The sequence below is a fragment of the Pseudomonas jinjuensis genome, assembly GCF_900103845.1.
Classification (GTDB): Bacteria; Pseudomonadota; Gammaproteobacteria; order Pseudomonadales; family Pseudomonadaceae; genus Pseudomonas; species Pseudomonas jinjuensis.
The window spans coordinates 31591-45735 of sequence record NZ_FNIJ01000008.1 but is presented as its reverse complement, the minus strand read 5'-3'; the positions used below and the strand labels follow the sequence as shown (position 1 = coordinate 45735).

Here is a 14145-nt window from a genome sequence, read left to right as displayed (position 1 = left end):
CCATGTCCCGAGTCGCATTGATTACCGGCGCTTCCCGTGGGTTGGGCGAATGCATCGCCCGCCGCCTGCACGCTGCCGGCTACCGCGTGGCGCTGGCCGATGTGCGGCTCGACGCCGTGCAGCACAACGCCGACCTGCTCGATCCCTCCGCTGAAACGGCCATCGCCATCGAACTGGACGTGCGCGAAAAGGCCGACTTCCTGCACGCCCGCGACCTGCTCGCGGAGCGCTGGGGCGGCTGCGACATCCTGGTGAACAACGCCGGGGTGTCGAAGGTCGCGCCGCTGATGGAGATCACCCCGGAAGAGTTCGACGAGTCGATGGCGGTCAACCTGCGCGGCACCTTCGTCGCCTCCCAGGTGTTCGGCGCGCACTTCGCCGAACGCGGCTTCGGCCGGATCATCAACATCGCCTCGCTGGCCGGGCAGAACGGCGGCACCGCCACCGGCGCCCACTACGCGGCGGCGAAGGGCGGCGTGGCGACCCTGACCAAGGTATTCGCCCGCGAGCTGGCCGGGCGTGGGGTGACGGTCAACAGCATCTCCCCCGGTCCGCTGGACCTGCCGGTGGTGCGCGAGAGCGTTGCACCGGAACGGCTGGAGCAGATCCTGCAGATGATCCCGGTCGGCAGCCTCGGCTCGCCCGAGTACATCGCCGACACGGTGTTGCTGCTGGCTTCCGACAATGCCGCTTCGGTGACTGGCGCGTGCTGGGACATCAATGGCGGGTTGTTCATGCGTTGAGCCCCTCACCCTAACCCTCTCCCCCCGGGAGAGGGTTAGGGTGAGGGCAAGCCTTCGCTCCATTACCCAACCGACGAACCCGTCCGCTCTCCGCAGGGGCCGGGTAGGGGGCCACGGAGCCCGCACCAATGCCTAGCAAGGTGATGCAATGATGAAGGTAAGAATCGAAAGGATCGTCGACGAAGCCCTGGATGTCCGATCCTTCCGCCTCGTGCGCAGTGACGGCCAGCCGTTCGACGCCTACGAGCCGGGCGCCCATGTCGACGTCACCGGCCCCACCGGCGTGACCCGCCAGTACTCGCTGTGCAGCCCGCCGGACGACCGCGCCGCCTACCTGGTGGCGGTGAAGAAGGAAGCCGCCTCGCGCGGCGGCTCCAGCGCCTTGCACGAGCAGGTGAGCGAGGGCATGGAACTGGAGATGGGCGCACCGCGCAACCTGTTCCGCATCGCCCCGCAGGCGAGCGAACACGTGCTGTTCGCCGCCGGCATCGGCGTCACGCCGCTGCTCTCCATGGCCTACAAGTTGAACGCCAGCGGCCAGCCGTATCGCCTGCACTATTTCGCCCGCTCGCCGGAGCACGCGGCCTTCGCCCGTCTGCTGGAGAGCGAGGCGTTCGCCGGCAAGGTGGAGTTCCACTACGGCGTCGAACCGGCCGACCTGGATGGCGCGCTGTCCGCCTGCTTGGAACGTGCCGGCACTGCCGCCCACGTCTACACCTGCGGCCCGGCGCCGTTCATGAACAAGGTGGTGGAAGTCGCTTCACGCACGCGTCCAGAGGACAACATCCACCTCGAGCATTTCCAGGCGGACCCGGCGGCGAATTCCGCTCCGGCGGGTTCGTTCGAAGTCGAGCTGTCCAGCTCCGGCGTGGTCCTGCATGTGCCGGCGGATTCCAGCCTGGTCGACGTGCTGCAGGCCCACGGCTGCGACATCGACACCGAATGCCGCGAAGGCATCTGCGGCACCTGCATCGTCGAAGTGATCGAAGGCGAACCGGACCACCGCGACAACTGCCTGTCGAACAAGGAAAAGGCCTCCAACAAGCAGATCTGCGCGTGCGTCTCGCGGGCGAGGAGTGCGCGGTTGGTGTTGGATCTATAAGGCATGCCCGGACGCTCCCGCGTCCGGGCCGATGGGTATCGCTGCGCTCAACCCATCCTACGAAAGCCCCATCGTTCCCACGCTCCCGCGTGGTAACGCATCCGGGGACGCTCCCGCGTCCCATCGACGCGGGCGCGTCGAGAGCGGCATTCCCACGCAGGAGCGTGGGAACGATCACCTGTAGGAGCGGGCCATGCCCGCGACAGGAAACGGGTCGCGCGCATGGCGCGCTCCTACAATTGCCGATGCCTAGCCGCCGCTTCCTTCCCGCCCAGGTCGAGCACTTCGCGCACCAGCATGGCGATGCTCGATACGCCCATCTTTTCCTTGATCTTGGTGCGGTGCACATCCACGGTCTTCACACTGATATTCAGCTCGCGGGCGATCACCTTGCTCGCCTTGCCGTCGATCACCATGCCCAGCACCTCGCGTTCGCGGCTGGTGAGCAGGTCGAGCTTGCATTGCAGCTGCTGGCGCTGGGTGGCCCCTGCATGCACCTGCACGGCGTCCTTCAGCGCGGCCTGGATGCGTTCCAGCATCTGCTGCGGGTTGTAGGGTTTCTCGACGAAATCGATGGCGCCGTTCTTCATCGCCTTCACCGACATCGGGATGTCGCCGTGGGCCGAGACGAAGATGGTCGGCAGCGCGATGCCGCGCTCGTTGAGGATTTCCTGCAGCTGGAAGCCGCTGGTCTCCGGCATGCGCACGTCCACCACCAGGCAGGCGGGCTGGCAGGGGTCGTATTGGGCGAGGAATTCGTCGGCGCCGGCGCAGCACAGGGCCTGCACGCTGACCGATTCGAGCAGCCAGGCCAGCGAGGTGCGCAGGTCCTTGTCGTCGTCGACGATATATACAACGGGCTTTCGGGTTTCCATTGGGCTACCACGTCTTTCTAATTATTTTTCGCCCCTGAGGGACGCAAGGCATGCCAGGGAGGATACCCACTGGAGTCCTCGCTGACGATAAAGAAACCCCCTAGATGACTAGCGGCGATCTTCTTCCAGCATAGGGTTCGTCTGAATACATCCGGCTTGCCCCGACGCTTACTCTCGAACCATCAACCACGGACCGTTTGCGCGGTCCCACGAGAGAAAAGGGGTGCCGAGATGGCCGACCTTAGCCAGACCCAGATCGACTTCCGCAACGCCATGGCCCAACTGCCGGCGGCGGTGAACATCATCACCAGCAACGGTCCCGGCGGACGCTGCGGCATCACCGCCAGCGCGGTGTGCTCGGTCACCGATTCGCCGCCGACCGTGCTGGTCTGCATCAACCGCAACAGCGCCAGCCACGACGTGTTCCGCAGCAACGGATACCTCTGCGTCAACGTGCTGCGCGGCGAGCAGGAAGAGCTGGCGCGGCACTTCGCCGGGATGACCCGGGTGCCGATGGAAGAGCGCTTCGCCTGGGACCTGTGGGACAGCGCCTGCACCGAAGGTCCGGTGCTGCGTGATGCGCTGGTGACCCTGGGCGGACGCATCAGCGAGTGCAAGGAAGTCGGTTCGCATTCGGTGATGTTCGTCGAGCTGGACCAGGTCGCCGTGCGCGAGCAGGGCGACAGCCTGGTGTACTTCAACCGCCTGTTCCACCGCGTCGACCGTGCCGCCGCGCCGGCGCATTGCGCGCGCTGATGGCGGAATGACCATCACGATGGTTCCCGTGCTCCCGCGTGGGAACTCATCCTGGGGCGCTCCGCGTCCCCTTCGACGCGGGAGCGTCAAGGGCTGCATTCCCACGCAGGAGCGTGGGAACGATCACCGCTCAGTCAAACCCTGAACCGCTGAATCAACTGCCGCTGGTAATCCGCCATCTCGTTCAGGCGGTGGCTGACCTGTGCCGACTGCTCCGCCTGTCCCGACAATGAATGGGTCACGTCGCGGATCGCCTCGATGTTGCGGTTGATCTCTTCGGCGACGCTGCTCTGTTCCTCTGCGGCGCTGGCGATCTGCAGGTTCATCTCGCTGATCAGGTTGATCGACGTGGCGATGCGCTGCAGCGCTTGCACCGCCTGCTGCACCTGGCTGACGTTCTCCTGCGCCTGGTCGTGGCTGCCGTGCATGGCCTGGGCGACTTCGCGGGTGCCGACTTGCAGGTTGTCGATGACCTGGCGGATTTCCTCCACCGAGCTCTGCGTGCGGCGTGCCAGTCCGCGCACTTCGTCGGCGACCACGGCGAAGCCGCGGCCCTGTTCGCCGGCGCGGGCGGCTTCGATGGCGGCGTTGAGGGCGAGCAGGTTGGTCTGTTCGGCGATGGAGCAGATCACCTCCAGCACCTGGCCGATCTGCTCGCTACGCTCCGCGAGGTCCTGCACCTGGCTCATCGCAGCGGTCATGCCGCGGGCCAGTTCGTCGATGCCGCTGGTGGCGTGGGCGATCACGCCGAGGCCTTCGTGGGCGGCCTGGTCGGCATGGTGGGCGGCTTCGGCGGCCTGGGCGGCGTTGCGCGCCGAGTCCTGGGCAGTGGCGGACATCTCGTGCAATGCGGTGGCCACCTGTTCGATTTCGCGGAACTGCTGCTGCATGCCATCGCTGGCCTCGCGGGCGACCAGCGCCGACTGGTCGGCGGTAGCGCGGGTGTCGCTGACGGCGCCCTGCAGCTGGCCGATCAGCGGTTGCAGCCTGTCGAGGAAGCGGTTGAAACCCTGCGCCACCCGGCCGAGTTCGTCGCGACGCTCGTAGTCGAGGCGGCGGGTGAGATCACCGTCGCCGTCGGCGATTTCCTCGACCATCCCGGCCAGGCGCAGCAGCGGGCGGGTGACGCCGCGTGCGGTGAGCCAGACCAGGGCGATGCCGAGCAGGCTGAGCGCCAGGCCGACACCGAACTCGATCATCGAGCCACGGGTGCGCTCGTCATCCATCGAACGCTGCAAGGTGACGGCGGGCGCCATCAGGGTCGCCTGCGGCACGCTGAGCAGCACGCCCCAGGGTGCGGCGCCGGCGATCGGCTGCAGCGGTTCGAGCACCTGGATCTGCTCGGTATCGCTGAAGGTGAACGGCTGGTTGCGCTGTTGCGCGGCGAGCAGGGCATTGGCGTTGGCGGGCAGCACGTCATGCAGGTGCTTGCCGACGCTGGCGGCGTCCTGGCTGTTGCCGGCGATCACTCCAGCCGGACTGAGGATGCTGATCCGGCCGTTGCCGTCGTAGAGGCCGGCGGCGCTGGCGCGTCCGTTCTGCTGCAGGCTGTCGAGGCTGATGTCGAGGCCGACCACGGCGATGACGCGGCCGTCCTCCAGCAGCGGGAAGGCGATGCTGGTGACCAGCCGGCGCGTGCCGGAAGCGTCGTCGACATAGGGATCGAGCACGCACGCCTGGCGGCTGTCGCGCGGGCAGGTATAGAAGGCGTTGTACGGCTTGCCGCTGGGGCCGGGGGATGTGTCGGAAAGAGTCTTCTCGTCACCGATCACCGGCGTCGGCGTGCCGCTTTCGTCACGCACCCAGTAGAGGGTGAAGCGGCCGGTCTCGTTGCTGCCGAGGGCGGACTGGTCGCGGAACTGCTGGTCGGCGCCATCCAGCGCATGTGGTTCGAAGATCAGGTAGAGGCCGAGCAGATCGGCCTTCGCGGCGATGGCATCGCGCAATTCGTCGGTGAGGCGCTGGCGCAGCGTTCGCGCATCGATTTCGCCGCGAGCAGCCTGGGCGCGCAGGCTCAGCAACTGGTGGCTCACTCCCTGGCCGTAGTCGTAGGTGCGCAGGAACAGGCGTTGCAGTTGCAGCGCCTGGACCTTGCTCTGGGCCTGCAGGTTGGTTTCGGCCGCGTCGGCCAGCATCTGCCGGCTGGCGTCCTTGACGCGCTCCGTGCTGCGTTGGTTCTGGTACAGCGACAGGCCGACCAGCAGGCTGACCACCAGGATCAGGCACAGGCTGGCGAGCAGGACGATCTTGTTCTGGATATTCAGGGTAGGGGCGGGCATGGGAAGTCACCTGAAGCAGAAACGGGAACGGGGCGGCGCCTTTCGGCGACCGCCCCGTGGAGGGATGCGCAACCGTGGTCAGAACATGAAGGCGAAGACCAGCTGGCTGTACAGGTTGGTGTCGTCGTTGCCGAGCTGGGTGCCGCCCTGTTCGGCGCTCCTGTCCGGCTGGTAGAGGCCGATCAGCGGCATGACCATCAGGTTCGGCGTGGCGCCCCACTCGGCGTACAGGTCGAGCTCGCGGCCGTCGGTGTTGCCGAGGTCCTTGTCGAGGGTGTTGAAGTCGAACAGCAGGGCGCCGAAGCTGAGGTTCTCCAGCGGGGAGACCTTGAAGGCGAGTTGCTGGATGGCGCTGTTGCTGTTGAACGGACCGGCGTAGTTGCCCGCCACCTCGCCCTGGAACCAGGTGCCGTAGCCGCGGCTGAAGCCGTAGAACAGCGGGTCGAAGGCTTCGGAGAAGCGGCTGTAGCGGTAGCTCACGCTCGGCGTCCAGGCCGTGTCCTTGAAGGTCCAGCCGGCTTCCAGGTACCAGGCGTTCTCGTCGTCGACGTCGCGCTTGTCCTGGCGGGCGTATTCGCCGGAGAGGAACAGGTTCTCCACGCCGGCATTGCCGGTCGCCCGCAGGCTGTAGGTCTTCATGTCCTTGCGGTCGAGCTGGATCGGCGAGGCGAATTCCTTGTCGACATCGGTGACGTCGATGTAGGTCAGGCCGACGGTGGCGGCCTCGGCGACGTGTTCCAGGGTGCCGACGTAGAGCTCGGACCTGGCCTGGGCGCGGTTGTCCGACTTCAGCCACATCAGGTCGCTGCGCCAGCCTTCCTTGCCGCCGATGCGCAGCACGGCGGTTTCGTCGAAGTTCTTCCGCGCCGCCAGGTAGTAGCCGCCGCCACGGTTGAACTCGCCATCGGCGATGCCATTGCCGAGGTTCAGCGCGTCGCCGTTGATCAGGAAACCGTCGCCGACCATGATGTTCTGCCGGCCGAAGGAGACGTCCACACCGTCTTCGCCCAGTGCGGAGAACAGGTTGCCGGAACGCCAGCCGAGGGAGGCATCCTCGATCTTGGTGGTGCGCTCGGAGCCGTCGCTGAAGCCGGCGGCGTCGCCATCTCCCCAGGTGCCGGAGCTGAGCAAACCGAAGGCGCCGTAGGCGGTACCCGCGCCGCCGAGGCCCTGGTCGAAGCTCAGGCCGTACTTGATATAGCCCTCGCGCCAGGACGACGAACCCTCGCCCAGGGTGCCGCTCGGAACGTAGTTCTCCTGGCTGTGGAAGATGCCGAACACCGCTTCCAGATTGGCGTTCAGGTGGGTGTCGTCGTCGGCATGGAGCTCATAGGCTCCGGCGTGGCTGGCGCCGATCAGCAAAGCTAGGGTGGAGAGGCGAAGCAGGGGCGACTTGCTCATGGTGAGGCATCCGTTCTTGTTAGCTGTTTCGTGCGTTCGATACTAAGGCGCGGGTTTTCGCCGGTACTTGTGCGTGGTTGCCAAGCCGTTGCGTGTGCGTGCCAGATGCGGGGATGAGGGGAACTACTTCGTTCCCACGCTCCTGCGTGGGAACGCCGCCTTCGACGCTCCTGCGTCGAGGAACACGGGGTGTCCCGTAGGGCGAATGAAGCGGAACCCTTCATCCGCCTAGCGGAATGCGTACGTGGGTCTCGGCGGATAACGCTGGGGCGTTATTCGCCCGACGCAATACCGTTCCGCAGGAACTTCTGAAGAACCGTACTTTGCCAAATATTCGGTTCGCGTTATTCAAGTTCCGAATTTGTAGTGGGCGTCGCTTGATACTGCGCGATCTTTTAAGTCGAGTAATAGAAAGATCCCACTCTATTGTTGGTCTTTTCTTACGGAACTATTTTTTAGGCTCGTCCCTGATCGCGCTATCGCAGGATTTACCTGTGCGATACGGAAAATTAAGGGAGGGGCCTCATGACTGACAATCGTCTAGTTCTTGCACTGCTGGCGGTTTCTTCGTTCGGATCATCCGGACTATTCGCTGCTGACGATTTCAATAGTGCAGCGGTGGGTTCATATCAAGATCCTGGTTACAGTTCCAATCGAAGCTTTGCTGGGACTGATCAGGTAGACAGTATTGATCCGTTTACAGGGGCATTGAAAATATTGGTCAGGGATATGGTGATCCCCGGAAATGGCGGCCTTGATATCGAGCTATTGCGCAATTACCAGAGCGTGACCAACACCAAGGGGCCCTATAGCAATGGATATTCAGAAAGAACGCCGTTCGGTACTGGTTGGGATCTGCATTTCGGACGTGTCTGGGTTTCAAGTAAATACAGTTATCTAAATCAGGTCAATAATAATAGCGGCTGCCGGATCAATGATGTCTCATCGCAGAACAATCCTATACTGGAATTGCCTGATGGCTCAAAGCACGTGCTTGTGAATGGCGATGGGAGTGATTATGCATTCATTACGAAATCAAGATGGATAGGTCGCTGCCTGCCAACAAGCTTGAACACCAATAACCAGGGTGGACTTTTGGTGTATTCACCGGATGGACGAAAATACATATTCAACCTGAAGGGAAATGTGTCTCCGGATAAACAAAATCTCAGCTACTTTGTTACTCGAATTGAAGACGCTGATGGTAACTACCTGGATTTCAGCTATAACGCCCCGACCACCAGATACCATTTGTTGAAAAGCATAACCTCTTCGGACAGCCGTACGGTGACCTTCGCCTATGATGATGAATCCGGTCCGGCCGTAAGGTTGAAAAGCATCACTGCCAATAATAGTGTGATCAACTATGGCTACGTTTCTGCAAATTGGACCGCTGGTGCGATTCCCCATTATTTATCTACAGTGATTTACCCGGATAATACCAGGTGGTCATATGCATACAATAACTACAGTACCTTGACTGGGATAGTTCCCGGTCGTTTCTCCATGACTTCCATGACTAGTCCCAATGGTCTAAAGACAAGTTACGAGTATGACTTTCTGCAGATGGGCGTTCAGGCAGAAGAAAATCTGAATGTTATCAGGCGCAGGCAGTTCGAGGGTTTGTCTGGTGTGCAGCCATCCAATCTTGTTTGGGACTATCAGTATGTCAAAGGATATTCTCCCAATAATGATAAAGCCATCGAGAAAGGGCCGTTGCAGTGCATAACCTATGAGCATGTCGGGACTAACACCATCGCCAATGGCGCTTCTGGCGTGGATCAGGGGCTGTGGAAAGTAGGCAGTCTGGTTCGCAAGTCCATAGCGGCGCGTAGTTCGGGATCCTGTGGCACTCCGCTACGCATTGAGACTTACACTTGGGATAAGCAGGTTATTTCCTCGCAGAAAGAGATGCGTCGCTACAACCTGTTGGTCGAAAACCAAACACGAGTGGCGGTTCTGACTAAACGCCTGATCACTCAGGATAATGCTACCTACACAAATAATTACGCCTATGACGAATATGGGCAGCCTAAAAAGGTTGATGAGACGGGTCAGCAAAATCGGACGACCAGTTATACCTACACTCGTCCTGGTGGTCTGTGGATGCTAGGGAAGGTCGATACTAAATCCGTTGCCGGGATTTCTGGTCAAATCAAGAATTCATATACTAGCACTGGGCGATTGTCGAAAAGGGACGTGTATGGCGTAATCACGAATTTCAGCTTTACATCAAGTGGAGACATTGCCAGCGAAACCGATGCAAATAATCATACTATCCGTCATTACAACTACTATCGCGGAATACCTCGGCGTACTGAACTTCCTGATGGTGGAGTTATAACTCGTGGCGTGAACGGTACAGGCACTCTCGCCTCTATTACTGACCCGCTGGGTCGCGTTACCAGCTACGGCTATGACAAGATGAACCGCGTTACGGCAATTCAGTTGCCGAAGAGTGGTTATACTCGGTATGACATCACCTATAGCTTTAGCCAGAGCGGGGTTACGGAGACGGCCAAACGAGTTGGATATACCCGAGTGCGTAAATATAACTCGCTAGGTCAATTGATAAATCAGGAAGAACAGGGCGGGCCGAAGTCTATCGTGACCAGCGCCATCTACCAAGCAGATGGTCAGAAGGTGTTTTTGTCCTTGCCCAGTTACAACGCAGCTAATGCCAACGCAGAAAGATTCGAATATGACCCATTGGGGCGGCGTACCCTGGTGCGTCATGCTGACAATAACTCTATGCGTACTTCGTATGGGGCAAATAATCTCGAGACGCTGATAGATGAGAATGGAAGCACTACGAAGCGTAGTTATGCCTCGTATGGTGACCCAGATGAGCGCCTGCTGAAGAAAATTGAGCAGCCGGGAGGAATCACTACCACGATTGGTCGCGATAATTTGGGAAGAGTTACAACTCTAGAACAGGGCGGCCTAACCAGAACCTATACCTATGACAATCGTGGATTCCTGGCTAGTGAGTACAATCCTGAAACCCTGACGACAAACTATGGCTATGACGCTGTTGGCAATCGGACCAGTCAGAAGATTGGTGCGGCAGCAATGGACAGCTTCACCTACGATACGATGAATCGGCAGATATCCAGGAACTTCGCAGGTGGGCAAACCTTTACCTATGCCTACGACCTCGGTGGAAGATTGCTGCGGCAGACCTCCTATCAGGGGCCAACCTGGGACTTTGGCTACAACGCGCACGACCAGATTACTCAGGAGACCCTGACGCTGCCCGGTTCTCAGCGCAGTTTCACCATTGGCTACGGGTACAACTCACTCGATCAACTCCACACTATTACTTATCCCAGCGGGATGCAGGTGTTCTACAACCCCGACGTCTACGGTCGCCCGCAGCAGGTGGGTGATTTTGCTTCCGGGGTTGACTTCTATGCCAATGGAGCACTGCACTCATTAACTCTTGCCAATGGACGTATCCTGACCATCGGTCAGGATTCGAAACGCCTGCATCCTACTGACCGGCGGATTGGCGGGCTTCCACAACTCTTCGTTCCCATGGCGCAGGCCTATGGATACGATGCCAGCGGCAATTTGATTCAGCTTACCGATGAGGTGGATGGCAGATATAGCCAGTCGATGAGTTACGACGGGCTTGATCGATTGATCGGCGCTAATGGAGTCTGGGGCAATGCCACTTTTGCCTACAACAGTCGAGGTGACCTCACCAGCCACAATATTGGGGGGCGCCAACTCCAATACAGTTATGACAACCAGGGGCGATTGGCTGCAATCAGTGGGTCACTCAACTTCTCTCTTGCCTATAACAATAGAGGCAACGTTACCCAGGGGCGCTCGCGCTACACCTACAACAATGCCAGTCAGATGCTGCAGTTCTGCATCAATCCGCAGTGGGACTGTTCCCAACCTACCGAAAGTTACACCTACGATCCGCGAGGCTATCGCAGCGTAACGGCGTTTCCCAACGGCGTTCAGGAGTTTTCCCTCTATGGTCAGGATGGTCGCTTGCTACGGGAAGACTTCCCAGCAGATGGCGGTTTTGTCGAGCACATCTATCTGACCGGTGAACGCATTGCCTCTCGTATGCAGTGCGAGTTCGTCGACAGTAATGGCAATGGGATTTCCAACTGCAAAGAGCGTCGATACCCAATAGGTGGGCGCACAGGCACCGGATTCTGATTGAACAGGGAGAGTGATCATGCACAAATGGATGAAACTGATTGGTCTCAGTCTGTTGTCGTTCAGCAGTCTGGCCCATTCCGCAGAAGTATTCGTTACCTATTACCACAATGATCTGCTTGGCTCACCTGTAGCTGCCACGGATGAATGGGGAAATATTCTCTGGCGCGAACACTATCGTCCGTACGGTGAGCGGCAAGAAACCCCTGAATATCGTGGATACGGATCTATCGGATTTACCGGGCATGTTCAGAATCAGACTAGTGGTTTGATCTATGCGGGATCTAGATACTATGATCCAGTACTCGGGAGATTTCTATCAGTTGACCCGAAGGGGGTTAATATTATTGAGCCGTTAACTTTTAACAGATTTGCATATGCATACGATAATTCTTATAGAAATGTCGATCCTGATGGGAGAGAGGTAATATCTCTTGATGCAAGAAATAATCTCTATTTGGCTGGGTTGATTAATTCAAGGGCTAGCGTTGTCTTTCGGTTTGATGTGAATAATAAGTTGAGGGTTGTGGAGGGTTCTGGTGGGTCTGGGTCAAATTACTATTCATCTAGGCTGATTCAGGCTATAGCTAGTGATAAGAGAATTTCTCTGGGGGTTGGGTCGTATTATTTTGCCCCCAATGGTATCAAATATGATGTGGATGAGCAGGCGGGTGGAGGATTAACCTACTCAGGGTTTAAAGATGGAAGCAATGTTGTGTTCATTTCAGGAAATGCAAACCCTTCCCTTAAGGATGAGAATGGTTTTTCTCTTCGAGATGATCCCGCAGATATACTTGTTCATGAGTTGGTTGGTCATGCCGTCCCGAGAATAATCGGTGGTGATACAGGTAATGCTGTCGAGAATGAAAATAAAGTTAGGGCGCAAGTTGTAGGTGGAGGGCATCGAATGGCTGAGCCGCTACACTTTGAGAAAGTAGGAAGGTGAGAGCGTGCATATGAAAAGAGTTGTTCTTGTGTGTGTATTTTGGATTGTTGGGGTTCACGCTCAAGCTAATCAGGTTGCAGAGTATAGTTTGGTGGAAAAGGTTCGACGGTCAGATGCGGCTTTGGTAGGGCGGGTACTTGCTTTGTCCAAAGTTGAGGCTTCAGGTGTTGAAATTGATTATGCGTTGATTCGAGTTGTAGTCGATCTAAAAGATGCTGGATTTAGCGGGGATATTAAAGTGGTATATCGAGAGGGGGTCTACGAGCTGGAGCCGGATTGTTGTGCGGTTGATAAAAGCTATCTAATGTTCTTGCGTAAGGGGGAGGATGGCTTTTTTTATTCTGTTAATGGGGCTTATGGGATTTATAAGATAACGGATGACGATTGCATTGGTGTCAATTGATTGGGGTGGTGAATGGCTTGTCGCCTTTTGGATTTTCATTGTCGAAGAAAAGCGAGGGCCAGTCTCGCGGCAATATGCGTTCCAGCTTGATAGATATTTGGGATTGATTCCGCATTTAGTTAAATTACGTAAGCCGTTGACACTTGTCTAGTCCTGAAATAGGTTTACACCTCTCAGGGTAAGCTCCAGACCTCAAAACGCCCGATGCACCGCATCGGGCGTTTTGTATTGCAGGGCTTGATGAGGGCGTTCCCGGTTATAGATATCCACGGCCTCGCGCACCATTCGACGTGCCTGCACCAAGTCCTGCGGGCGCTGGCTCAGTAGCTCGTTCTTCAGGATGCCGTTGACCCGTTCGGCCAGGGCATTCTGGTAGCAGTCGTAGCCATCGGTCATCGAGCAGGTAATGCTGTGCTGCGCATGCAGGCGCTGGTAATGCGCAGAGCAATACTGGATGCCGCGATCCGAGTGATGTACCAAGGCATGGCGTGCTTTGCGTTGCCGCAGCGCCAGACTGAACGCCCGGGCGACCGATTCGGCGTGCAGCCCTTCGTGGACGTGATGACCCACAATTTTGCGTGAATAGGCGTCGGTGACCAGGCTCAGGTACAGCGGACCGCTCTGGCTGGGCAGGTAAGTGATGTCGGCTACCCATACACGCTCCGGCGCGCTGGGCAGCACCTGCTGCGGTCCTGGCTTGAGCAGGTTGGGGTGACGATAGAAACGATGAAAGCTATGGGGGGTCTTGTGGTACGCCCGCTTGGGTGCGACCAGCAGGCGGTGTTCACCCAGAACACGAAATAAGCAATCCCGCCCGACCCGCAACTTCGGATCTGCCTGGTTTTGCAGGAGGAAATGCAGCTTCCGCGCGCCCAGCCGTGGCTGGCGCATCCGCACGTGCCGCACGAACTGCGTAACCTGCCTATCCTGCTGGCTGCGTCGATCCGCAGCACGGTTGCGCTGGTAATAGGCCTGACGACTCACGCCCATGAACTGGCAAGCCCTGCTAACGCTCAGCCCTTGGACTTGCCTTTGCGTGAGGACTTGCCGGGACGCTTTTTTATGATGGAAACGCCGTAGTCATTCTTCAGCACATCGACCACAGCCTCGAAGAACTGGGCCTTCTGGCTCATCACCTCAAGCTGTTGCTCCAGTTCTTTGATGCGCTGCTCGGGCGTCAGCGGCAAGGGCGGTTCGGACATCGAGGGGCTCCGGGTTGAGCGAATGGAAGCACCTTGGCTCCAATCTTGACGGCCGTGCTTGCGCAGCCATACCAGCACCGTCGAACGACCCTGGATGCCGTAGCGGGCCTGTGCTTCCTTGTAACTCATTTCGCCTTTTTCGACTTGGTCGACTACCGACAGTTTAAAGGCCAGCGTGTAATCACGCTGACTGCGCCGCACACCTTCTGCCATCCGGGCTCTCCTGAAAATAAGGGTGAAGGTGTAAACCTTATTCAGG

10 protein-coding genes and 1 pseudogene are annotated in these 14145 nt (G+C 58.7%); 6 read left to right on the top strand and 5 right to left on the bottom strand.

Annotation, left to right across the window (positions count from 1 at the left end; all coding sequences use genetic code 11):
- Window positions 1-2: 2 nt before the first annotated feature.
- Both BLR75_RS12870 and BLR75_RS12865 read left to right on the top strand, forming a co-directional pair.
- The gene (locus BLR75_RS12870; RefSeq protein ID WP_084309731.1) at window positions 3-743 is read left to right on the top strand and encodes an SDR family NAD(P)-dependent oxidoreductase; all 741 of its coding nucleotides are present in this window, start codon (window positions 3-5) and stop codon (window positions 741-743) included.
- A 148-nt stretch (window positions 744-891) separates the two neighbouring features.
- A complete protein-coding gene (locus BLR75_RS12865) occupies window positions 892-1845 on the top strand; it encodes a PDR/VanB family oxidoreductase (RefSeq protein WP_084309732.1) in 954 nt (317 codons plus the stop codon).
- Window positions 1846-2078: 233 nt separating this feature from the next.
- On the opposite strand, the gene BLR75_RS12860 is transcribed toward BLR75_RS12865, so the two are convergent.
- Complete coding sequence (locus tag BLR75_RS12860; RefSeq protein WP_084309733.1) at window positions 2079-2720, bottom strand: response regulator transcription factor; 642 nt, start codon at window positions 2718-2720, stop codon at window positions 2079-2081.
- Window positions 2721-2951: 231 nt separating this feature from the next.
- On the opposite strand from BLR75_RS12860, the gene hpaC reads away from it, so the two are divergent.
- Window positions 2952-3476: a 4-hydroxyphenylacetate 3-monooxygenase, reductase component gene (hpaC, locus tag BLR75_RS12855; protein WP_084309734.1), complete on the top strand. Its 525-nt coding sequence runs from the start codon at window positions 2952-2954 to the stop codon at window positions 3474-3476.
- Window positions 3477-3610: 134 nt separating this feature from the next.
- Here the strand turns inward: hpaC and BLR75_RS27350 are convergent, their stop codons facing one another.
- The 3 genes and pseudogenes from BLR75_RS27350 to BLR75_RS12845 form a co-directional block, all read right to left on the bottom strand.
- On the bottom strand, window positions 3611-4366 hold the full coding sequence (locus tag BLR75_RS27350) for a methyl-accepting chemotaxis protein (protein ID WP_371858100.1): 756 nt from the start codon (window positions 4364-4366) through the stop codon (window positions 3611-3613).
- Between the two features lie 102 nt (window positions 4367-4468).
- Window positions 4469-5611: pseudogene (locus BLR75_RS27345) on the bottom strand (methyl-accepting chemotaxis protein); the annotation flags it as partial.
- A gap of 222 nt (window positions 5612-5833) precedes the next feature.
- Window positions 5834-7156 carry an alginate export family protein gene (locus BLR75_RS12845; protein WP_084309736.1) on the bottom strand — a complete coding sequence of 441 codons (1323 nt, stop codon included), beginning with the start codon at window positions 7154-7156 and terminating at the stop codon, window positions 5834-5836.
- A gap of 525 nt (window positions 7157-7681) precedes the next feature.
- Between BLR75_RS12845 and BLR75_RS12840 the strand changes: the two genes are divergently transcribed.
- The 3 genes from BLR75_RS12840 to BLR75_RS26530 are packed head-to-tail and all read left to right on the top strand — an operon-like array spanning window position 7682 to window position 12684.
- Window positions 7682-11335: an RHS repeat domain-containing protein gene (locus BLR75_RS12840; protein WP_084309737.1), complete on the top strand. Its 3654-nt coding sequence runs from the start codon at window positions 7682-7684 to the stop codon at window positions 11333-11335.
- 19 nt (window positions 11336-11354) lie between these two features.
- Window positions 11355-12281 (top strand): RHS repeat domain-containing protein, encoded by a 927-nt coding sequence (locus BLR75_RS12835; protein WP_084309738.1) that lies wholly within the window; start codon window positions 11355-11357, stop codon window positions 12279-12281.
- A gap of 10 nt (window positions 12282-12291) precedes the next feature.
- Complete coding sequence (locus BLR75_RS26530; protein WP_139207022.1) at window positions 12292-12684, top strand: hypothetical protein; 393 nt, start codon at window positions 12292-12294, stop codon at window positions 12682-12684.
- Window positions 12685-12876: 192 nt separating this feature from the next.
- Here BLR75_RS26530 and BLR75_RS12830 read toward each other — a convergent pair.
- Window positions 12877-14099, bottom strand: a protein-coding gene (locus BLR75_RS12830) for an IS3 family transposase (RefSeq protein ID WP_090416070.1) whose coding sequence is annotated in 2 segments (ribosomal slippage) — window positions 12877-13748 and window positions 13748-14099 — 1224 coding nt in all. Because the reading frame shifts where the segments join, the coding sequence is not laid out codon by codon here.
- Window positions 14100-14145: the final 46 nt, after the last annotated feature.

Excerpts from the sequence above, each read along its gene's own strand:
- BLR75_RS12865 (WP_084309732.1), top strand. The coding sequence starts at position 892 with ATGATGAAGGTAAGAATCGAAAGGATCGTCGACGAAGCCCTGGATGTC.
- BLR75_RS27350 (WP_371858100.1), bottom strand. The coding sequence starts at position 4,366 with ATGCAGCAGCAGTTCCGCGAAATCGAACAGGTGGCCACCGCATTGCAC.
- BLR75_RS12845 (WP_084309736.1), bottom strand. The coding sequence starts at position 7,156 with ATGAGCAAGTCGCCCCTGCTTCGCCTCTCCACCCTAGCTTTGCTGATC.
- BLR75_RS12840 (WP_084309737.1), top strand. The coding sequence starts at position 7,682 with ATGACTGACAATCGTCTAGTTCTTGCACTGCTGGCGGTTTCTTCGTTC.
- hpaC (WP_084309734.1), top strand. The coding sequence starts at position 2,952 with ATGGCCGACCTTAGCCAGACCCAGATCGACTTCCGCAACGCCATGGCC.
- BLR75_RS12835 (WP_084309738.1), top strand. The coding sequence starts at position 11,355 with ATGCACAAATGGATGAAACTGATTGGTCTCAGTCTGTTGTCGTTCAGC.
- BLR75_RS12860 (WP_084309733.1), bottom strand. The coding sequence starts at position 2,720 with ATGGAAACCCGAAAGCCCGTTGTATATATCGTCGACGACGACAAGGAC.
- BLR75_RS12870 (WP_084309731.1), top strand. The coding sequence starts at position 3 with ATGTCCCGAGTCGCATTGATTACCGGCGCTTCCCGTGGGTTGGGCGAA.
- BLR75_RS26530 (WP_139207022.1), top strand. The coding sequence starts at position 12,292 with ATGAAAAGAGTTGTTCTTGTGTGTGTATTTTGGATTGTTGGGGTTCAC.